This is a genomic window from Fervidicoccus fontis Kam940 (genome assembly GCF_000258425.1).
In the GTDB taxonomy this organism is placed as follows: Archaea; Thermoproteota; Thermoprotei_A; order Sulfolobales; family Fervidicoccaceae; genus Fervidicoccus; species Fervidicoccus fontis.
In genome coordinates this window covers 1-20,027 of the sequence record NC_017461.1, presented here as the reverse complement: position 1 = coordinate 20,027, position 20,027 = coordinate 1, and the positions used below count along the sequence as shown (strand labels likewise).

The 20,027-nt window shown below is 42.7% G+C and carries 23 protein-coding genes and 2 CRISPR repeat arrays; of the genes, 15 read left to right on the top strand and 8 right to left on the bottom strand.

Translation table 11 applies throughout. From position 1 onward, the window contains the following. The 5 genes from FFONT_RS00105 (at position 1) to FFONT_RS00090 (ending at position 3,319) form a co-directional block, all read left to right on the top strand. The gene (locus tag FFONT_RS00105; RefSeq protein ID WP_014557172.1) at positions 1-771 is read left to right on the top strand and encodes an adenosylcobinamide-GDP ribazoletransferase; all 771 of its coding nucleotides are present in this window, start codon (positions 1-3) and stop codon (positions 769-771) included. Further along, on the top strand, positions 762-1,721 hold the full coding sequence (locus FFONT_RS00100; RefSeq protein WP_014557171.1) for a cobalamin biosynthesis protein: 960 nt from the start codon (positions 762-764) through the stop codon (positions 1,719-1,721). Before FFONT_RS00105 ends, FFONT_RS00100 begins: the two co-directional genes overlap by 10 nt. Positions 1,722-1,745: 24 nt before the next feature. Further along, complete coding sequence (locus FFONT_RS06955) at positions 1,746-1,901, top strand: hypothetical protein (protein ID WP_158308267.1); 156 nt, start codon at positions 1,746-1,748, stop codon at positions 1,899-1,901. A gap of 72 nt (positions 1,902-1,973) precedes the next feature. Next, complete coding sequence (locus FFONT_RS00095; protein WP_014557169.1) at positions 1,974-2,435, top strand: Dph6-related ATP pyrophosphatase; 462 nt, start codon at positions 1,974-1,976, stop codon at positions 2,433-2,435. A gap of 11 nt (positions 2,436-2,446) precedes the next feature. After that, positions 2,447-3,319, top strand: a complete 873-nt coding sequence (locus FFONT_RS00090) for an asparagine synthase C-terminal domain-containing protein (RefSeq protein ID WP_148683410.1) — start codon at positions 2,447-2,449, stop codon at positions 3,317-3,319. Here the strand turns inward: FFONT_RS00090 and FFONT_RS00085 are convergent. Both FFONT_RS00085 and FFONT_RS00080 read right to left on the bottom strand, forming a co-directional pair. Next, positions 3,221-3,934, bottom strand: coding sequence for a DUF72 domain-containing protein (locus FFONT_RS00085; protein WP_014557168.1), 714 nt, complete (start codon positions 3,932-3,934; stop codon positions 3,221-3,223). The genes FFONT_RS00090 and FFONT_RS00085 overlap by 99 nt on opposite strands. A 193-nt stretch (positions 3,935-4,127) precedes the next feature. Then, positions 4,128-5,456: a hypothetical protein gene (locus tag FFONT_RS00080; RefSeq protein ID WP_425276989.1), complete on the bottom strand. Its 1,329-nt coding sequence runs from the start codon at positions 5,454-5,456 to the stop codon at positions 4,128-4,130. A 427-nt stretch (positions 5,457-5,883) separates the two neighbouring features. Continuing rightward, positions 5,884-7,015: direct repeats of the CRISPR family, unit length 24 nt; unit sequence GAATCTCTCAGATAGAATTGAAAG. A 92-nt stretch (positions 7,016-7,107) separates the two neighbouring features. On the opposite strand from FFONT_RS00080, the gene vapB reads away from it, so the two are divergent. Beyond that, entirely contained in the window at positions 7,108-7,338 is a 231-nt protein-coding gene (gene vapB, locus FFONT_RS00075) for a type II toxin-antitoxin system VapB family antitoxin (protein ID WP_014557161.1), read from the top strand. Continuing rightward, entirely contained in the window at positions 7,325-7,732 is a 408-nt protein-coding gene (locus FFONT_RS00070) for a type II toxin-antitoxin system VapC family toxin (RefSeq protein WP_148683407.1), read from the top strand. Before vapB ends, FFONT_RS00070 begins: the two co-directional genes overlap by 14 nt. A 632-nt stretch (positions 7,733-8,364) precedes the next feature. On the opposite strand, the gene FFONT_RS00065 is transcribed toward FFONT_RS00070, so the two are convergent. After that, a complete protein-coding gene (locus FFONT_RS00065) occupies positions 8,365-8,553 on the bottom strand; it encodes a hypothetical protein (protein ID WP_148683406.1) in 189 nt (62 codons plus the stop codon). Between the two features lie 61 nt (positions 8,554-8,614). On the opposite strand from FFONT_RS00065, the gene FFONT_RS00060 reads away from it, so the two are divergent. After that, a complete protein-coding gene (locus FFONT_RS00060; protein ID WP_148683405.1) occupies positions 8,615-9,133 on the top strand; it encodes a hypothetical protein in 519 nt (172 codons plus the stop codon). 39 nt (positions 9,134-9,172) lie between these two features. Here the strand turns inward: FFONT_RS00060 and FFONT_RS00055 are convergent, their stop codons facing one another. Continuing rightward, positions 9,173-9,388 carry a hypothetical protein gene (locus FFONT_RS00055; protein WP_014557158.1) on the bottom strand — a complete coding sequence of 72 codons (216 nt, stop codon included), beginning with the start codon at positions 9,386-9,388 and terminating at the stop codon, positions 9,173-9,175. Positions 9,389-9,727: 339 nt separating this feature from the next. Between FFONT_RS00055 and FFONT_RS00050 the strand changes: the two genes are divergently transcribed. The 6 genes from FFONT_RS00050 (at position 9,728) to FFONT_RS06950 (ending at position 14,578) form a co-directional block, all read left to right on the top strand. Further along, positions 9,728-9,976, top strand: coding sequence for a hypothetical protein (locus tag FFONT_RS00050; RefSeq protein ID WP_148683404.1), 249 nt, complete (start codon positions 9,728-9,730; stop codon positions 9,974-9,976). A 586-nt stretch (positions 9,977-10,562) separates the two neighbouring features. Next, entirely contained in the window at positions 10,563-11,924 is a 1,362-nt protein-coding gene (locus tag FFONT_RS00045) for a YeeE/YedE thiosulfate transporter family protein (RefSeq protein ID WP_014557155.1), read from the top strand. A gap of 42 nt (positions 11,925-11,966) precedes the next feature. Next, the gene (locus FFONT_RS00040) at positions 11,967-12,311 is read left to right on the top strand and encodes a hypothetical protein (protein ID WP_148683403.1); all 345 of its coding nucleotides are present in this window, start codon (positions 11,967-11,969) and stop codon (positions 12,309-12,311) included. 5 nt (positions 12,312-12,316) lie between these two features. Then, positions 12,317-13,096 carry a sulfite exporter TauE/SafE family protein gene (locus tag FFONT_RS00035; protein ID WP_014557153.1) on the top strand — a complete coding sequence of 260 codons (780 nt, stop codon included), beginning with the start codon at positions 12,317-12,319 and terminating at the stop codon, positions 13,094-13,096. Between the two features lie 202 nt (positions 13,097-13,298). Continuing rightward, positions 13,299-14,417 carry a DUF917 domain-containing protein gene (locus FFONT_RS00030; RefSeq protein ID WP_014557152.1) on the top strand — a complete coding sequence of 373 codons (1,119 nt, stop codon included), beginning with the start codon at positions 13,299-13,301 and terminating at the stop codon, positions 14,415-14,417. Beyond that, positions 14,414-14,578, top strand: a complete 165-nt coding sequence (locus FFONT_RS06950; protein ID WP_014557151.1) for a hypothetical protein — start codon at positions 14,414-14,416, stop codon at positions 14,576-14,578. The genes FFONT_RS00030 and FFONT_RS06950 overlap by 4 nt, the downstream gene beginning before the upstream one ends. A gap of 615 nt (positions 14,579-15,193) precedes the next feature. Here the strand turns inward: FFONT_RS06950 and FFONT_RS00025 are convergent. From FFONT_RS00025 to FFONT_RS00010, 4 genes are read right to left on the bottom strand one after another with little or no spacing between them, the layout of a single operon-like run. Next, positions 15,194-15,634 (bottom strand): hypothetical protein, encoded by a 441-nt coding sequence (locus tag FFONT_RS00025; protein ID WP_014557150.1) that lies wholly within the window; start codon positions 15,632-15,634, stop codon positions 15,194-15,196. After that, positions 15,592-16,002 carry a hypothetical protein gene (locus tag FFONT_RS00020; RefSeq protein ID WP_148683402.1) on the bottom strand — a complete coding sequence of 137 codons (411 nt, stop codon included), beginning with the start codon at positions 16,000-16,002 and terminating at the stop codon, positions 15,592-15,594. Before FFONT_RS00020 ends, FFONT_RS00025 begins: the two co-directional genes overlap by 43 nt. Beyond that, the gene (locus tag FFONT_RS00015) at positions 15,999-16,403 is read right to left on the bottom strand and encodes an ATP-binding cassette domain-containing protein (protein ID WP_148683401.1); all 405 of its coding nucleotides are present in this window, start codon (positions 16,401-16,403) and stop codon (positions 15,999-16,001) included. Before FFONT_RS00015 ends, FFONT_RS00020 begins: the two co-directional genes overlap by 4 nt. Positions 16,404-16,418: 15 nt before the next feature. Then, positions 16,419-16,808 carry an ATP-binding cassette domain-containing protein gene (locus FFONT_RS00010; RefSeq protein WP_158308266.1) on the bottom strand — a complete coding sequence of 130 codons (390 nt, stop codon included), beginning with the start codon at positions 16,806-16,808 and terminating at the stop codon, positions 16,419-16,421. A 594-nt stretch (positions 16,809-17,402) separates the two neighbouring features. On the opposite strand from FFONT_RS00010, the gene FFONT_RS00005 reads away from it, so the two are divergent. Then, positions 17,403-19,202 carry a hypothetical protein gene (locus FFONT_RS00005; RefSeq protein WP_014557147.1) on the top strand — a complete coding sequence of 600 codons (1,800 nt, stop codon included), beginning with the start codon at positions 17,403-17,405 and terminating at the stop codon, positions 19,200-19,202. Positions 19,203-19,233: 31 nt separating this feature from the next. Beyond that, positions 19,234-19,991: direct repeats of the CRISPR family, unit length 24 nt; unit sequence CTTTCAATTCTATCTGAGAGATTC. Positions 19,992-20,027 lie beyond the last annotated feature (36 nt).

The following is a 20,027-nucleotide window of genomic DNA, read 5'->3' as shown; positions in this document are numbered from 1 at the left end:
GTGAAAGACTTCTTCTCTCTCCTCTCCTTCCTAACTCCCATTCCAGTCCCAAGAAAGTACAGAGAAGGAGGCCTTTCGTTCGGATCTGTTTACCTGCTTCCCATTATAGGGCTTTTGAGGGGAGGCATCGCGATAATTCCAGCCGCTGTCCTCCTCTCCCTCAAAATAAAGCTCGTCCCCCTGATCGCATTTTCTATTGTAGCCCTTCACTTCATCATGCAGGGCTTTCTCCATGCAGACGGATTTATAGACTTCACTGAAGCCCTGCTTGCTGGGAGGTTTGGCGTCGATGCTAAAAAAGTCCTCAAGGATAAGTACAGGGGATCTTACGCTATAGCGTCCTTCTCCGTATTTACTCTGTGGCTCTACTCGTCTCTCTCTTCATTTCAAGAGCCCGGATATGCTCTTATACTCTTTCCCATTTCAGCCGAAGTCTGGTCCCCCTCATCGATGATCCTCACCTCCCTACTCAGCGGGGAGCCTCCTGAAGGGATGGGAAGAGAATTCAAGAGGAGCTCCTCTCCTTCAAGCCTTGCAGCCTCCCTCCTCATCTCCTTTCCGTTTACACTCATGCTCTCTTTCAGCTTGAAGCTCTCTCTGATCATCACAGCCCTTTCCCTGTCCTCCCTCCTTCTATCCTCGCTTCTCTCATATTATATGGGCAAGAAAGCTTTAGGATATGCCAATGGCGATGTATTGGGATTTTCGAATGAGCTCTGCTACGCCCTCCTCCTTACTGTATATGCTGCAGGTGCTTATCTATGGATCTAAGCTGGCTTTATCCACCAGGCTTCTCCTACTTTTCGATCATCCTCCTCTCCGCCCTACTCCTCGACTGGATGTATCCGAAGCACGAAGGCTTTCTCTACTATATGCACCCCGTCCACACATCCTATGCGCTCGCCCTCTTCCTCCATAGAAGGCTCCCCAAGAGCAAGGCCGCGGGAGTCGCGATCTGGATCTGCTCTGTAGGGATCCACCTAGTTGCTTACGGTCTCGCAATGTTCATACTCAGGCCAGTGAGCCAATTAGTTTGGATGATCCTCTCAATATATATCATGAAGGTGTCGATTTCTCAGAGGCTTTTGATAGACTATGTGAGGGAAGCGAGCGACTGCCTGAAGAGAGGAGATATTCAATGCGCGAGAGAAAGCGCCTCCAATATAGTGAGGAGGGATTTGAGCAGGTTGGGTGAGGGGTATATAGCGTCTGCGGGGATCGAGTCCCTCTTCGAGAGCATGGTGGATGGCTTCATATCTCCACTCTTCTTTTACTTGCTCCTTGGGCCTTTGGGTGCTCTGCTGCAGAGGCTGGCCAATACTATGGATTCCGCCCTTGGATATAAAGATGATGAGTTCAGGGAGAAGGGATGGGCCTCCGCGAAAATGGATACCATATTGAACTTCATCCCTGCAAGGATCGGGTCCCTCATCACAGTCCTTCTCTGCCCGTGCGTCGGTGGGAAGGTGAAGGAGGCCTGGGCTGCATTCAGAAAGTACAGGAACTGCACGGAGAGCATAAATGCGGGAAATCCGATGTCTGCTGCATCGGGGTGCCTGAGAATTAAGCTTGAAAAGCACATGCACTATACGATAGGAAAGGAGTTTCCCCTCCCCTCTTATCACGATCTGGAAAGAGCTTTGAGGCTCGCCCTGTGCGAGTCCCTCGCATTCACCGCGACTCTACTGGCTTTATCGCTGTTTTTATATATTCTTTTCTGATAGATCTTTCAACGAGTGGAGGTTATGGGTGGGAGGAGGCTTTTTGCGGAGGCTCCGGTGATCCGCATAGAGTTTGTTCCAGTTGAGGATCTCATTCCTACAGAAGGAGTTGAGGAGGGACGGGCTATCTCTATCTTGAGATCTCTGGAAAGAGAGAGGCTCCTCTTATGCTGCTTATAAAAATGAGGAAAGGTTCGACGTAGGTCTCTTCCTTGTCTACGATTTTCCCAGACCGAGCCCTCACTTTTAAACATGGGGAAGTCCCCAGAAACGATCCTCCTCACTGGAAGACTTGTTGCTGCTGTAAAGCTAAATAAGGGGAAGGAGTTCGAGGAGACCGCGGATGTGCTCAGAAAGCTTGGAGCAGAGGAGATAATTGCTGGGGATGTATACGTAGAGGATCACCTCAAATACATGGAGAGGTTAGGGGAGGAGGTTGGGGCAAAGCTTGTTGAGAGCCTCTGGGGGATAGATCCTGAAGAGCTCCTTCATGAGGAGATTGCCAGCGGGATAAGGACTCTAGTAGTAGGGTGCGAATATTCTATGAGCAATTGGCTTGGCAGAGAGATAAGCTCTGAGAGCGTCGAGAATTTCTTAAGAGATGCGAAAAGAGGGGGGAGTACCACACTCTCGTCATCTCCGGACCAATGCACAGAGCCCCGCTTTCATATTCAAAATCCCTGGTTGAGGATTACGACGGTTACAAAATTCTGAGGGTGATCTGATTGAGGATCAAAGCGCCTTGCTGGTATTATGGGGAGGAGCTCCTCAAGATGCTCAGGAGAGCAGTTAAGAAGAGCGGATGCGACTGCATCGCATTAAGCGGGGGGATAGATTCCTCGCTTGTGCTCCTCGCATCTCTGCTAGAGGGGATCAAGCCGAAAGGATATATTGCAGTGTACAGAGGAGGGCTCCCGAAAGATATAGCATTCGCCAACTACCTTTCAAAGAAGTTCAATATAGATGCTGAGCTCGTTTTCATAGAACCTTACCGATCTGAGGATCTCAGGAAGAGTATAACTGAGTGCATCGGAGAGGAAAACCTGAACTCTCACCTCGATGGAGGTTGTATAGAGTTCAGGAACGACGCGGTTTTCTACTCAGTAATAAAAAAGGCGAGAGATGACAGGTGCAGGTGCATTTACACTGGTAGCGGGGGAGATGAGCTCTTCGCGGGATACAGCTTCCTCCTGAGCTTGGGAGAAGAAGATCTAGATAACTCAATAAGAATGCTCTCATACGGAAGGTTTCCTGAGGTGGAAATAGCGAAGTGCCTCAACATGAATGCTTTTTCCCCTTTCCTCGATGAACCAATTAGAGACCTCTCCCTGCAGATCCCAATATATTGCTTGAGATCAAGCAGAATGATGAGAAAGGAAATACTGAGGGAGATCCTCGGGGAAAGCTGGCTCGGAATGATCGCGGAGAGGATGAAAGCCCCAGCCGAGAGCGGATCTGGAACTAAGGACATGTGCATTTCGAGGTTCGATGAACGCTTCCTACCCCTCATATTTCTTCAGGATCTCGAGGGCCAGCCTAGCATTCTCCAGCATGTAGTGGTCGTTGTTGAAGAATATGTAGATCTTTTCAGGCTTTAGCGAGATCGATTTCTCTATCAGCTCTACGAGCTCCTCTCTGCTATAGTTGTAGAAGTACCACTCCCCCCTCCCATGCAATCTCAAATAGAGAGAACTGCTAGACTTCGCTACCCATGTCCCTTCAGGTGAGTCGACTGAAACCAAGGTGATCCCCAGCCTCTCCCCCCAAGAAGACAATTCTTCTCTGAAGCACGAGCTGCTCCTGAACTCAACTGCCATCCTCTCCCCAAGCTTGGAGGAGGACTCGAAATCCTCGATCTTCTTCATCATTTCCTCCCTACAGGAAAAGCTCGGGGGTAGCTGGAAAAGGTAGAAATCTACTATATCATCGAGAGGGGAGAACAGCCTTCTGAACTTTTCCCATATTTTTTCAGATCCTTTCCCCATCTTCCTGAGATGTGTTATGCTCCTGTGGACCTTCACTGACCACCTGAGCCTCTCCCCCCTCTTCCTCCATCCGAGAACTTGGGAGGGGAAGGGGAACCTGTAGAAGCTCGCATTCAGCTCGACAGCGTTGAGCCCAGAGCTCTCTGCGTACCACCTGAGATCCCCTCCTTCATTCCAGTCGTATACCCAGCCGCTCGTTCCAACATAAGAAAGAGGCATAGCAATCATCAAATATTTTTATATTTGAAAATGAGTACTTATAGTTACCTACTTGCTCATCTCCTTTGACTTCGATGGAGATTGAAGGGGTGGAGCCCTCTCCTACAAGAAACTTTCAATTCTATCTGAGAGATTCCTCAGTAACATTCTCAGTTCAAGAAGCATATTCTCTTAGTCTTGCTTATTTTTAACACAGCATAAGCTAAACGGTAGCCCTAACGAGCAAATCTATGGCTTTCAAAACGCTCATCGATTCAGAAGAGACCCTCAGCTCAGGCATTTGAAGCGTTTTGTTGCTTATCTTTCCAAGCTTGAACATATATTCTTCCCTTCCTATCCTGAGCTTGCCTTCATTGCAGTAAAAAGCCAGATTCATCATGAAGCCCGCGACCTCCTCGGCGCACGTTCTGCTCTCTTCTCTGAGCTCTGGCGATTCGAGAAATATTGTGTCGTCTCCAAGAACCGTTGAGACAATGGCACTCAGCCTCCTATCGGAGCTCATGAAGCAGACCTTCATTTTTTCGTTCTTCATATTTTTGAGGGAGTTGATGATCTCCTGATCCCCTCTGCGGTAATCCCTCATAGCAGGTACAGAGTTGTTGAGCGCAGCGGCCCTGCTCAATGCTGCGAGGCGCCTCCTTCCAACTGAGCTGATCTTCTCCTCAAGAGCATAAGGGATGATCTCCGACCAAACCGGCTTCAGTATTTCCACATTTTTACTGTGGGATCTCAAGAAGTTGAACATCCTTCCCTGTATTAGAACATTGGTGTCCAGTGCGATGACCCCTCCCTCATCTATGCATTTCTTGGCCTTCTCAGCAGCTTCATCTCTGTTCTCTATTTCGAGAAAGCTCTTCAGAGCTTCATCAAACGCCTCCTCATCCCCTTTTCCCAAGAATGAGAAATCCTTTAGAAACAGCCCTTTATCTCCAAATCTGAACTCAGCCCTCCCCCCGCAGGCCTCGATCGAGAACTCCTCATCTCCTGAATATGAGTGGAGATTTATTATGGACTGAAAAGTTTCTGGAATAACGCTTGCTTCTTTCTCCTCTATTCCTTCCGCGTGGAGCACCTTTTCAAGCCTTCTGACGCTCAAGTCTGCTTGGTGGAGCTCTGGGTGGAACTCAATGAATTTGAATGCCCACATGGGCATGTATCCGAAGTAATTGTACCCGTACTTCTTCTCGTCCTCCAAGTAGAGGTACCTCGCCCTGCATCCCTCCCTCTTCATGCAGCTCTGAAGTAGGAGGGAGGCATAGATCTTCCTTCCCGGCGTTATGTCGAGAACAGAGTCTGGGGTCATTGAAAAGGAGGACCACGAGTGGAGCTCAGTCCCGAGGTTCTTGATCTCAACGCTGATTCCCAGCTTTTTGCCTATAGATCTCAAAGCCTCAGCTTGTGAGCCAGCATCATTCTCAGAAAGTACAATGACTCTCTCTATATTATCGCTCGCTAGAAGCTCATAGCCGAGCGTTCCTATGAGAACCTGATTGCTTGGAGAGTAGGGAATTATCAGGTCCAAATGTTTCACCAACTATATTCTTCTTCATTTTGAATAAATATAATATTTTACTGAAATTTTATACTCTCTCGCTAAAATCTTTAATATCATTTAGAAACCATAAAATTCTGCTTTTAAAATGCTAGAGCCGAAAAGCACCAAACCTTAATCTAAAATTCATTATTTTTTCCCTTTTTATTTTGGGAAGTATTTAAATCCTTTATAAATAAAAATTTGTGAATGAATTTTATGGATGAAATTTCGCATAGTTGGGAACAAAGCTGATTTTAAACTAAAGGATAAATTAAACATATTTCTATTATATATTTTTTATTACAATTTCCTAGAAAAAATGGGGAAAAATATATCAGATCTTGCAATTTTTGCAATTGGACCGAAAAGTTTTTATTATAATACCAAATTATAAATTATACAAATGAGCTCAAAAAATCGTGCAGAATCTCTCAGATAGAATTGAAAGCTTTGTAACTGCTTCAAATACTTTAGCATTATTTTGTAGAATCTCTCAGATAGAATTGAAAGGTGAGAGCAACTTGGATAGGCTGAAGGATCCCATGCTGTGAATCTCTCAGATAGAATTGAAAGTATTACCAAATGCATTTCAGTAAATTCAAACGCATTGGAATCTCTCAGATAGAATTGAAAGTCCGGCACCATAATTTGATCAACGCTAATTTGAACTACGAATCTCTCAGATAGAATTGAAAGGCTCTAGGATCTTTTACTTGGTTTGGGGTTTGGGTTGAATCTCTCAGATAGAATTGAAAGTCAAGTATGAGCTTAACTTGCTGTGCTATTTCTTCCGGAATCTCTCAGATAGAATTGAAAGATTATAAAACCGGGCTGTTCTTCAACAACTTCACCATGAATCTCTCAGATAGAATTGAAAGAGGTGAAGAAATTCAATTCATTAAAGCCAGCGTTGAATCTCTCAGATAGAATTGAAAGCGCCTCAACAAAAATAGCTGGGACAGGGCTTGACTTGAATCTCTCAGATAGAATTGAAAGTCGGCAGCACGGCTTCGAAGTATTTACCAGCCCACAGAATCTCTCAGATAGAATTGAAAGATGTGAATATTGCTTCAAGTGCTGCCACGCTTAACGTGAATCTCTCAGATAGAATTGAAAGAAAAAGGCAAAAGGCGAAAAAATAAGTATATCGACATGAATCTCTCAGATAGAATTGAAAGTGTGATAGTTATGAAGAACCCTAATGCATCAGCTATTTGAATCTCTCAGATAGAATTGAAAGCTGACCAGCTTGCCGCTTTCACATAATTGCTTGATTTGAATCTCTCAGATAGAATTGAAAGCTCTCTCTTAGACTAAAAATGTCTTGTAAGCCCACTGAATCTCTCAGATAGAATTGAAAGTCTCTGTTTCCAATCAAGAGCTTTAGCGTTTCTGAATTAAAGTTATGTGAATCTCTCAGATAGAATTGAAAGTGGAACTCGTCTTCTTTGAAAACTCTTAACCCGCTTTGAATCTCTCAGATAGAATTGAAAGATCTTGTTCAGCCTATCAACATACTTTAATTCTACTAGGAATCTCTCAGATAGAATTGAAAGGTGGCTGGGGTATATGTTTTCGTGATGACTTTATTTCTAAGTAAACCAATAGGTTTATTTTTTAGTTTACCTACTATTATCTTGGTGGTTAGATGAGTGTTTTCAGTCTCAAGCTTAGAAGGGATATCAAGGAGAAGATGAACAGGTATAAGGATAAGGTCAATTGGGCTGAGGAGATAAGGAAATTTATAGAAGAAAAGCTGAGAACGCTGGAAGCCGAGGACAATATTAAAAAAATTGTCGAGGAGCTCTCACAAATACCTATAGAGTCCCCCAGGGGCTCCTCAACTTCTTCTGTGAGGGAGGACCGTGAAAGTCATTGATGCTTCTGTACTAGCTGCATTCATTAGAAAAGAACCTGGGTGGGAAAGACTGGTAGTATTTGTAAAATTATGTACAACTATAGATCTGGCCGTGAAAGAAGTATTGAACACCATATGGAGAGATTATTCGGTTAGAAAAACTATTAGCATAGACCAAGCTGTAAGGTTGCGAGAGATACTGCTCTCAATGATCGGTATCAACGTATTAATAGAGCCCGAGGGCAAATACATCTCGAAAGGATTTGAAATAGCGCTGAAGACTGGCACAACTGTTTATGATGCTCTATACATAGCACTAGCTGCAGAGAAAAATCTTCCATTGATAACTCTCGATAAAAAGCAGGCAAAAGCCTCTGAAGACGTTGGAGTAAAAGCAATTATCCCATCAGTTTAAGATTATATGAGGATGCGATCTTCCACGGTCCTCAAGCCAAAATATCCATGACCTTCCTTCATCATTCGTAAATATCATTCCGAATGCCTTCAATTTCTATGGCAAGCTTGCAACCTATATAGCTTGAACTTATTTTCAAAACATAGCACCAAACTAAAAGCAAATTCTATCATTTAACCTGAGTATGAATTAATTAGTTTTTATCAAAATAGTGTGCTTTAACATCCGTTATCTTCCCGTCCTAAAGGGCAAGAAATCTCCACATATTCCTCAGTTTTATTTTAAATTTGATAACTGCTCCACCAAGTATTCTTGAGAATTCATAAAATTATATTTCATATCTTGAATGAGTTTGCATGTTGTAAGAGTTTCTGAATGTTTATAATTATAAAACAGAAATAAGGATTGAACTACTGTCTCTCGCATTAAAGAGGCGTAGTCAAGTAAAGCTCAGTAGATTTTTAAAAACTGAATTCGGTCTGTTTATGCTATCACATACTCTATAATATATATACTCAACTCATTACCAAAAAATTTTCGGTTGGATATTGCATAGACTACCTTATACCTGTTCACCATAGCGCTTTTCACTCATCTGCCTACATTTACTTTGGCAAAGATACGAACATTTTCTACAATGGAGATCTAAGAATAGAATCTCCCTCAACTATATTCCACTGCGATCTTCGTTGCTTCATTGAAAAGCTCGGCATTGAAAGGGTTGACTTAGCTCTTATTGAGGGGACAAACTTCAGCTCTAAACTTGAGAGCTTTCCGATCACTGTCAATATGTTAAGAGATGCCTTCAACAAAATATTCATTGCTTATGACTTAATTGTCGTATTTATAGACCCTTTGGACTTTGAGCTATTCAGCTTTTTATTGGATTTTGCTAGAATGTTCGGAAGGAAAGTAGTAGTAGGTTCTGAAAGGATTTTCTGGATGGTCGAGCAAATCCGCGATAGGTACAATTCTACGACTGAGGATATATACATGGCGATTGAAGGAAAAGCTCCGCCACCAATTCTTCTTAATGCAGTAAGCATCGAATATGACATCCTCCAGAACCCAAGAGATTATATTCTAATAGTTGAACCAATTAATTTGCTCGAAATTTTGAGAAGGATGAAGCTATGGGGGAAGGAATTGAAGATTCCGAGAGCTGTCGCTGTCTTAACAGATCCTGAGCCTAATGAAGGCTATAAAGAGGTGGAAGAATCGGTATTGGCAAAGTGGTTCGAAATGCTTGGCATTGAAGTATATAGGTTGCGCCTCTCTGGTCACTACTACCCCCATCAGTTTTCTGATTTAATAGGTATTCTGAGGCCTAAAGAAATTGTACCAATTCACACTGAAAATCCATACTATATGAAGATGATTTTTGAAAAATTGAAGAAATAGCTTTTCTTCAGTTTTGATATAGCAAAGAGAAGGACGGCTTTACTTTTTAACCCTCTTGACTTCCCTCGGCTTCACCTTGATCACAAACTCTGACTTCCTCCCTTTTGGAGAAGTTCCGCTGTAATAGTTGAATATAGCGTGACACTTTGGGCACTCCAGCCTTTTAACATCGTAGAACCTGAACTTCCACGGCTCCTTAAACAGCTTGAACTCTCCCTCATTACCTTCATGTCCACATACTGGGCACTTGATCATAGATCGATTACCTCTTCATATCTAAATGATCTATTGAAGTTAATAATATAAAAAGTTTGCATTCTGAGATGTTGAATGTTCTGCTTGATGGGGACAATTGCAACTTCAGATCGGCTTTTCAGATGAAAGAATTGAATTGAACAAAAGCGTTAATGGAAAGAACGAGCATTTCTGCTTTTTCTGGCCGCTCAGAACTTTTGTTATGAGCTACGAGCGCTTCTACGGATAGCGTCTGGTAGCGTTCATATTCTCAAGCAGGACCTGATAAATAACGCTTCGCTCACGTTCGTTCTCTCACCTCTCTAACTAAACAAGCAGCATTAATACCGTGAGATCAGAATGAGATGGCCTAATTATCCGGAGAGAGTAGCTAGTTTCCAAATCCCAAATCGTTTGCTTTTTTCAACCCAGGTTTCAATAACGAAGAATTCTTCTGCCAATCTGTTCAAAAAACATGCAGCTGGAGGGATCAAGTTGTTTGCTGTGCATGCAGAGGCGAGGAAAAGGAGCAGGCTCGAGGGAATGAAGAGAGCGCTCGAGAGCTACTTCGGAACTTTAAAGCTCACCGCAGCAGACTTCTCTCACTAAGCTTCCTTCACAGTCAATTAGAATTGAAAATATATTTGAAGACGTGTGGCGTGACAGCGAATCCCGGATTGCTTGTATCCTATTGCAATCATCTCGCCTAGGTTGGCATTTTTGCCTCCGACGAAGAATATGTCTCATTTCCTCACTTCATCTACCCAGACTATGGATCTCTCTCCTTTATGCCAGCTCATAACCTACTCCACCCAAACCTTTATACTCAGATGCACGGTACTGGGTTTTAAAGAATTACTTTATGGAAAATAGCACATATGGTTGTGTATTAATTATGTATTCGTCTATTATCAATATATTATATATACGAGTGTGCATTATACCCTTTTAACTTACATGCTATCCTTATGCCCAAGCATAAAGGCTACTTGCGTAATAATTTTCATACCAAGCAGATCATAATACTAAATGGGATCTGCAAGGATTCAAATACCCAGTAAGCTACACGTTCTTGGTTAATGGTGCGAATAGTGATGGCGCATTTGGAGGTAGCGGATATGCTATCTAGACATTATAAATATTAGCGATATTTTTTTATTTGACTACATCGATCTCCTTATTGTGGTATCAGAAAATGGAAAAAGATGAGAAAATATTTCTAGGAGCAACAGTAACATTGCTTATAATATCTTTGCTAATGCTCTTTGGCGGCATATACATGCAGATTGTCCTGCATGAGACCAAGGCTCCTCTATTACTCGGAATCGTTGCCGGCATGTTACTCGCTATACCGCTTGAATTGTGGAACTTTTCTGACCCAGATACGCTATATAGGGTAATGGCTTTCCAGGATCGATTCCTAATGGTCTGCTTTGGATTCGCAATAGGTTTTGGTGCGATTTTGCTTTATGCGCTGAACCTGATAGTGCCGAGTCCAAACTTCGGGATCAAAAGTTTCTTCGTGCCTGGGGTAATAATAGGAGGAATAATATTTGGAATAGGTGTTGGAATAGCCGGTTATTTTCCAGGGACGGTATGGATTGCGTTGGGTCAAGGGCGCAGAGATGCTATATGGGCATTATTGGGAGGATTGCTAGGAGCGTTTACGTGGTCCCTCATATTCGGTTATGCTAAACCATTTTTCTGGGATACTCTCAACTATGGGCCTATTACCTGGGCTGACATATTAGGTAAAACATCAAAAATAGGAATGTTCGAGGTCTCGCTTATTTTTGGAACAGTATTAATACTTTTGTTCTTGATATTGCCGAGGTATCCAGGAGAAAAGATAAAGGATTCCTGCGGCGCTCACATACTGGGATTAAGCAAGAGCGTAATTCAATTTAATGATTTGATAAATGAGGAGAAAGAAAAATATCCGCATGCAAGACCTTTTATTACGAGAATTACAAATGAAAGCAGTATCAAAAACGCCAGATATATATTGATTTTAGGTGCGGAATTTACGATCACGGCAGTGGCGGTGATAATTTTGCATCAAATATTTGGTGAATCTACAACATACTCTTGGATTGGCGCGCAATTATCGTATCTGTTGAATCCTATGTGGGCTGCTTCAAATCTATACTTCCAGCTCTTCGGCGGCATGCACCTGGTTAACGGCGTCCCTGTAAATAATCCATTTAGCGAAATTGGCTGGGAACCTCTCTCAGATCTCGGCACATTCCTTGGCGGTCTCATATCTGCTACATTAATATCAAAGAGGTTTATGGCATTCAAGCCCCTGGTTCCAAAAGTATGGGAACGTAGATTTGGTCCAAGTGAGACAAAAAGGGCCATAGGCTCATTCATAGGCACTTTCCTGGTGTTATTCGGGGCAAGAATGGCAAATGGTTGCGCTTCAGGACATATATTGAGCGGTAATATACAGATGGCCGTATCAAGCTTTGTCTTCATGGTTACGGTGTTACTCAGCGCATGGATTGTACTGTATGGAATGCTTAGGTTGAAAATTAATAAAATTGGATATAGATAAGTTTTTTAACCTATTTTTTTTTATACCTCGGTGATACATAATATGGGAAGGATGTTGGCTATGGTTCTGTCGAGCAAAGGTAGCATTCAAGCAGAAATGGTAGCTTTCAATTCTGAAATCAATTCTTTAAAAAATTCCTTTAGTAAAATAGAAATGCTGCCTCTGAGGCGGGATATTCAGGTCGCAAACAAAAAACAGGTAGAATCATCACCGTTCGAAGGGCGGATCGGCGATGCCGCTGAGATGAGAATATTTGTGAAAGCCTGTTCTCTTGGTCTTAAAAAATACCACTCAACCGAACAAGATGAATTGCTCAGTATAGAACCGATTTCAGATGATGCGGAAACAGGTCAGGAAATAGAAGAATATAGCATAGTGGTGTTCTGAGGAGTATGTTGGAGCCTACCGGGATCCAAATAATTCTTTCTATTATTTCCGGGTTGATAGTAGGATTCTCTCTTGGCTTGATAGGCGGCGGCGGTTCAATACTTGCTATACCACTTCTCTTATATTTCGTCGGATTTAACCATCCGCATATGGTAATAGGGACTACCGCATTAGCGGTAAGCATTAATGCTTTCCTGAATTTGATACCTCATGCGAGGAAGAAAAACGTGAATTTTAGGAAAGGAATTTTATTCAGCATTCCAGGAGTTGCAGGTGTATTAATTGGTGCTGAATTAGGGCTTTTAACTCCTGGTAAAAAACTCTTGTTCTTATTTGCTATATTAATGATAATCATTGGTATATACATGCTGAAAAGAAAATGCGTTAACGCGGCAGCAGAACCAAAACATGAAGAATCAATTGCGAAATTATTATCTATAGGATTCCTGGTCGGTTTTGCATCAGGCTATTTTGGTATTGGAGGTGGCTTTTTGATTGTGCCGGGACTAATTTATTCCGCCGCTTTAAATATATTGCAGGCGGTTGGAACATCCCTGATATCGGTAGGATTATTCGGATTGGTAACAGCTATAAGATATGCTATAAGCGGAGATTTAAACTTAATTATTTCAGCATCATATATCTTAGGCGGCATTTTCGGAGGGTGGATAGGTGCTTACTTCGCATCGAAGGTTTCAAAAAGATTGCTTACCAAAATCTTCGCAATAATCATAATTATTGTAGCGATTTACATGCTATTTATGAATCTCTCCGCATTCTTTTAAAATGTTCTTTTAAGGACATACCTCAATGAGGGTTAGAGATCTTTTCCAGAGAGCGGCAATGAGAAGATTGTAGAATTTCTTTGGATGCTTCGCGATGCAATCTATAGAGCCCTCGGATTCCTTAGTTTTTCAATTATATTTGAATTGCAAACTTAACGGTTAGAATTAAATATAAAACATTCAATTACTCATAGGGGAGCATATGGTAAAGGAGCTCAAAAATGAAGGAGATGTAGAAAGGCTCGTTATTGGCGCTACAGTTCTAGGAACTGGCGGAGGCGGAGATCCGAAGGAAGGCTACAAAGCATTGAGCGGGGTCCTAAAGGAAAAGGAGAAGCCCATCAAAATAGCTGACTTGGAATCTTTGCCCAGCGATGGAGTCATCGTGGTACCGTATTATGTAGGATCCATAGCACCTGGTCTGAAGCAGAAGAAGCCAGTAGTTATCAAAGATCCGATCTCTGAGGCCTTCGAAATACTGGAAAAAGAGCTAGGGAAGAAAGTGAACGCCGTTGTTGCATCGGAAATGGGAGGTTCCAACACCTCCATTGCTCTAAGCATAGGGGCAAGGAGAGATCTTCCTGCAATAGATGGAGATCTTCTTGGGAGGGCTGCTCCAGAGCTCCATCAATGCACTGTGCTCATCTTTGGGTACTCGATGGCTCCTTCTGCTCTCGTGACTGAAACGGGAGATGTGGTTGTTGTAAAAAATGCTTATATAGACGACTACGAAGCTATTGCAAGATATATTTCAGTCCTCGGAGGGGGATTTGTAGCTGTTGTTGATACTCCTCTCACTAAAGAGATGGCTGAAAATGCTGTTGTTAAGGGAACCATGAGCTTAGCTTATAAATTGGGCGACGAAATTCTCTCAGCAAAAGCAAGGGGAGAGAGGGGGAACATCACTGCAGAAAGAGTGGCTGATCTGCTGAGAGGCTGGGTTGTCTTCGAAGGAATAGTCAGCAAGTACAGTTGGAGAGATGAAAGGGGATTTTTAAGAGGGGAAGCTGAATTAAGAGGGAAAGGAGATTATGCTGGGAGAAAGCTGAGATCATGGATAATGAATGAGCACATCATGGTTTGGATCAACGATGAGTCGCTAGTAATGCCACCCGACATTTTTACTCTTCTCTCGAGCGATGGAAATCCTGTAACTAACACAGACCTGAAGGAAGGTATGGAGGTCATAGCAGTAGCTGCCCCCTCTCCGAAAGTCTGGAGGACTGAGCGCGGTCTTGAGCTCTTTGGCCCCAAGCACTTCGGGTTCAACCTTGAGTACATACCTGTAGAAGAGCTAGTTAGCAGGAGAGGGATCGCATGAAGAAGGTCCTGGTAATAAATCCCATAGGGCGCTCCAGGTGGAACGAAGGAGATGAGAAAATCTACAGGTATTATGCCAGCCCAGGTACTGCAGTAGAAGTGAGATCTCTCCCTTCAGGTCCCGAAACAGTTGAAACATATAGAGCTTGGAGAGAAGCCTAACAAGGCTATGATGCAGTAATAGTCAACTGCTTTCTAAATCCAGGGGTTTCAGTATCGAGGAAGAAGATAGGGGATAAAATATTCGTGCTGGGTCCCGCCGAGAGCTCCCTCAGCATTGCGAGGTTCTGCGGAAACATAGCGATCATTAACGTGGGGGCAGGGCAGAAGAAGAGGGGCTGACAATGATAAGGGAAAGGGTTAGGAGCTTTGGCTTCGGAAAAATGTTGTAGACGTTTGGTGAATTCCCATAGGAATAGCAGACATAGAGAAAGGCTGGTAAAGAACGCTGAATCTGCTTAGGAAGGAGGCAGTAAAAGCAGAGATAGTGGGAGCCAATGTTCCACTCTTAAAGTGCATGGGCCTTGGCGGACTTGCCCAGTCCCTCGAGAAGAGCATAGAAATGCCTTAATAGATCCAACGTGGGCAGCCATCAGGGCGGCGGAGCTTCTTGTATCTAGTGAGGGTTAGCGTCTATTTCAGGGAATAAGGTTTATTAAAGTTTTTGAAGGTCTCTTAGTGCCCTTAATGCTATGATGTACGCGGATGCCGTATGCCTATCTAGACCATTTGTTTAATTTTTCAGCTTGCACGCTTGGAAAGTTGAGCCTTCAGCTACTATACAAGTCTGATTTCTTCTATGCTTACTCCGCGCATCTTTCTTAGCAGAATAATTGCGAGAATGAGCATGATAATAGTCCATCCTATTAGGGAAAAAGCTGTTAATGTCACGTTCATCAGTTCTTTGCCGCCAGAAGTGAAGTAGCCTCCGGTAGCAGGCTCGTTACCTGAAAAATAATAGTAGAATAGGGCGGATATGCAGTTAAACGGTGATATGTAGGCGGATGCTTTTAAATTTAACCAGAGGGAGGAGTAGCTTAGAAAGGACAGCATTAATGGGACGGCTGTCACAAAAGATGCTGATTTAGGGGATTTTAAAACTATCATCAAGAGGCTTAGAAAGGCTGAAAAGGCGTATAGAAAGACAGCGCTTAAAAGTGAGCTGACAACTAAGCCTAACGTGTTTTCTGGCGGATAAGCGTCCCAAATTTTTGCCAAAATACCCCAGTCATGGAAAAGAACATTACGGCAGACACCGTTAACAGAACCACAAGCGAGGAGGTCGCATTTTCCATCAAAAACCTTGATGGCGAAAGCTTTGTATACTTAGTTACAAACTTTATTGACTTTGAAGCGTAGATAAGAGAATTCATTATTCCTGTTGCCACAGCAGAAAGGCTTATAATGGTTAGGCTTCCGAATGCAAGAGATACATAATCTTTGACCGCCTCTTCATAAGATGGCACGCTTGCCCCAAAAACATAAGCCCACATTAAGACCCAAAACTCGACGAAAATTATTGCCCAGAAGATCAGTACCGGGTTTTTAAGTAACGCTTTAAGGTTTAGTCTGAAATACTTCGTCAAGCTCTTTCAGCCTCCAAAGCAAGCTCGTATACTTTATCAAGGCTATCCAAACTTAAAATTGCCTTTCCACTCTCTCCTTTAACTAAGCTCACGGTTTTGCCTGAAACCAACATTTTGATAAGGGCTCCAGCTTCATCTTTAATGGAGAATTTGGCATTCAACAAATCGTCGGTCGAGATAGGCCCGTATAGGACTCCCTCAAACATGAAAAAGACCTTCCAACCAGTCAAGTTTCTTATAAGCCAAGTCTCATGAGTGTTTAAGATTATTAAACCATCATAGCCTTCAAAATATCCGATTAATCTGCTCTTTCTAGCAGGATCCAACTGTTCGAAAGGTTCATCTAAAAGAACATGCTTGGCGCGAGTCGCAAGGGCTATTGCAGTGCAAACAGCCTTCACTTGACCTGCTGAAAGCTAATGCAACTTCTTACCTCTCAAAAATGCTTCACTTATCCCCAAATCACCAAGAATTCGCAAAGCAACAGATCGATCTCCGCCAGTTAAGTCCGCATGCAAATCTATCAAGTCAACAACTCTAATCGATAAAAGAGACAAAACTTCCGGAAAATTTGCGGCTATAACTCCTGTCTTAGCGTATATGTTCTCAACATCAACACCATCAACTAAAATCCTGCCCCCCCCCTTCACATTTGTAAGCCCACACAAAGCCCTAAAAAGGGTCGTCTTTCCGGAGCCATTCGGCCCCAAAACAAGACTCTTTCCATCAAAGACCGCATTAACACTCTTCAAAACAGGCTCCTTAAGCCGTCCATACGAAACCACGAGGCTCTCAACATTTATCATTAGCATTTCCCATTATTTTTTAATTTTTAATCATTAAAAAACTTTTGCGCACTATGATGAATGATTCCGATGACCTCTTCAGCAGAGGCAGCTCTTTCAATTCAGCAAATATCTTTTTGATGGCTTAACTTATAGCCATCATACCAGCACACCTGTTTATTCCTCTTGATTCATCATATTTAGAGGTTTTTGAGACACGCGCAATCATAAGCATACAAATGTTCACATAAAATAATGAAAAGAAAATTGAAGAAGGCTAAGGGACACCTGGAAAAAACGAAAAAACCTGAAGAATTGGGTATATTCTCTGATGCTTTTGAAAACTCAGTAAATAGATCGCAGACCACCAAAGACTATTAAAGCGGATTTCATGGGAATCTGCGATTTCCCCTCCAAATCCATGAACTGAAAGCCCGTTTCTCGATTGAGCGGGAAAGCTTGAAAAATTCTTTCCCACTGAGCTTTCTTAAGATTTGAGAAAAATTCGGGAAAAATTCTCAAGATAGCCAGATCATGCTAATATAGAAGTGAAACGCATATACATATTAGAAGCCTATCCAAAGCTTCTACTGCTTTAAAGCATGGTGCAAATGCATGGGTTCCAGTTCTCCATATGTGTGCTCTCCAGAGGAAAAGATCAGAGAAAGGATAATTATACTCAAGAGGTACTACCCATACTTGGATTTTAGCTGGGGCGATATCGACAGACTCAGGCTTTACAAGGAAGTCTTCGCAAACTCCATCACAGCAGCGAACTCTCCTTTGCTGGAGAAGCTGAAGCTTGGAAAGCAGGTCGATTTAAAAGAGTTGGCGAGTATCATGAGCGACTCTCAGCTGAGAAAGGTCGTTGAGATTTCACCCTACAAGGAGATTGAAAACTTCAGAGGAAATTGCTATACTGTTAAAGCTGGGGGAACTCTGGAGCTGAAAAGCTCATGGGGAGAAGTAAAGGAAGCTGTGAGAGAAGTGGTCAAGGCACATGGGAGAAAGGGCTATGCATTGCTAAAAGTCCTCGCCGAATCCGAATTCGCTTCGATAGATGAGATAGCTGGGAAGGTCAGCGAGATTTTAGGAGAAAAATTTTATCCAGCTAGGCTCCTGTCTGAGCTCTACACGAGATGGGATCTCGTCTGGCATTCTAAGAACTTTAATTATTGGGGATGGATGATGCCTTTGGAGATAAGGCCAGCGGTAATAGAGGCCCTTTCTGAATTAGAAAGGTCTCCGATCCCGAAGCTGAGCACAAAGGATGCCGAACAGGAGCTCAATGAAGTTAAGAGGATGGAGGAAGAGTTCAAGAGTTATTTAAACTCACTCGTAAAGGAAAGGCTCGATGAAGCTGTGAATTTTAATTTTGGAAAAACCTTCTCGCCCCAATTTCTCATAGATTATTTGCAGGATCTTTTCGGCCCCGCGATTTATTTCGACCACCTACTCACGATAACTCAGCAGTACTCCCTCGCAGACTCTGATATCATAACAGGTTCGAATAATAAGGCTGGCAGCATCGGCTTCAACCTAGCTCTTTTCGGTGAGCCTGGAACAGGTAAAACGTTTGCTTCCAAGGACATGATACTCGGCAACGAGAGCTCAGGCGTCCCTCCGCACGGTCTCCCGGGTTTAAACAGGTACTGCGGCGGTATGACCCCAGCGAAGTTCATAGCTATAGGTGAGGCGTATGAAAATAGAAAGTTAAACTTCATAGTTACCGAGTTCAACGACTGGTTCAAATATAGAGGTATGGTGGAACCAATGAAGCTCGCTATGGAGAGAGGAACAATCCGATATGAGACGAAGTCCTACAGCATAGGCCCCTATAAGTTCTCTTCTTTCTTTTCAGTGAACTATAACACGAAAGTGGAAGAAGTTGGATATGAGGTAACTGTGAGCGATCCCAACTTCAATGCCATCGAAGATAGAATGCTGTGCAGGCTCCACAGGCTCACAAAGGAGAAGTACAGCGAGCTCTCGAAGAGCCAGATGAGGCTCATGCTCGGAGCTCTTCAAAGTAAGATGAGGATGGTTGCCCCAAGGCTCAGAGATCATCTCACTCTCATTTATGCTATACAGACCAAGAACCCTATGGTAAGGGGAATCTTCAACGAGAAGAAGATCTTGCTCACCGATGAGATGATCAGCCTAATAGAAAGAGCATCCGAGCTCGTTCTTGAAAGCTTGAGAGGAAAGACTGTGCCATTTTCGATGAGACTGGAGAAGAGGGCAATTCAATTAGCTTCCGCGATGTCTATGATGAACTACTTCAGCACGAGTTCTGATGCAATTCCGATAGACAAAACAGCAGCGAAAATGGCAATAAAGTTCTTCGTTGAAGAAGCATGGATAAGATCTAAGGAAAGTTTCCCTATAGAGGAAGTGTTGAAGAAGTTCTTATGAATCACCGCTTGAATTTCGCTATTAATTTTAACTTTCAATTCTATCTGAGAGATTCAGGATTTGGAAAGTTTGGTTGAATACATGGAAGAGTTCTTTCAATTCTATCTGAGAGATTCTTAGTTATTGTTGTTGCGATTGCTTCACTTACAATTCTCTTTCAATTCTATCTGAGAGATTCATGGCTGTAGCTGATGCTGTGAGAGATGGTCTGTATACTTTCAATTCTATCTGAGAGATTCATAAGTGTTTCAGCAGGAGTTGGGCAAGGGGTCTCAAGCTTTCAATTCTATCTGAGAGATTCGCTATACTTAGCGGTATTCAATATGTTTGGGGATGGTTCTTTCAATTCTATCTGAGAGATTCATGTAAGCCGGAAAATATACATTACCGATAAAGGCAACTTTCAATTCTATCTGAGAGATTCCGGTTGACAGCACAGGAGCCACGATCCCGCTTAAAATCTTTCAATTCTATCTGAGAGATTCTTTAAAGATTGGGTAGGCGATAAGTGGATTTTGCTATTCTTTCAATTCTATCTGAGAGATTCGCCTACTATGATCGACTGCTAGAGCATTAGCAAGAGCTTTCAATTCTATCTGAGAGATTCAGAAGCAGCAGAAATACTAAGAAAGCATGGGTTTGACTTTCAATTCTATCTGAGAGATTCTTCTGTTTCCTAGCGCATTTGTGACTAAATTTGTGAACTTTCAATTCTATCTGAGAGATTCAATGCTTGATTCTGAGCAAGGGGAGTAAATATGCCAACTTTCAATTCTATCTGAGAGATTCAGGGAAAAAGCTGATTGTTGTGATGATTTTTTCAGA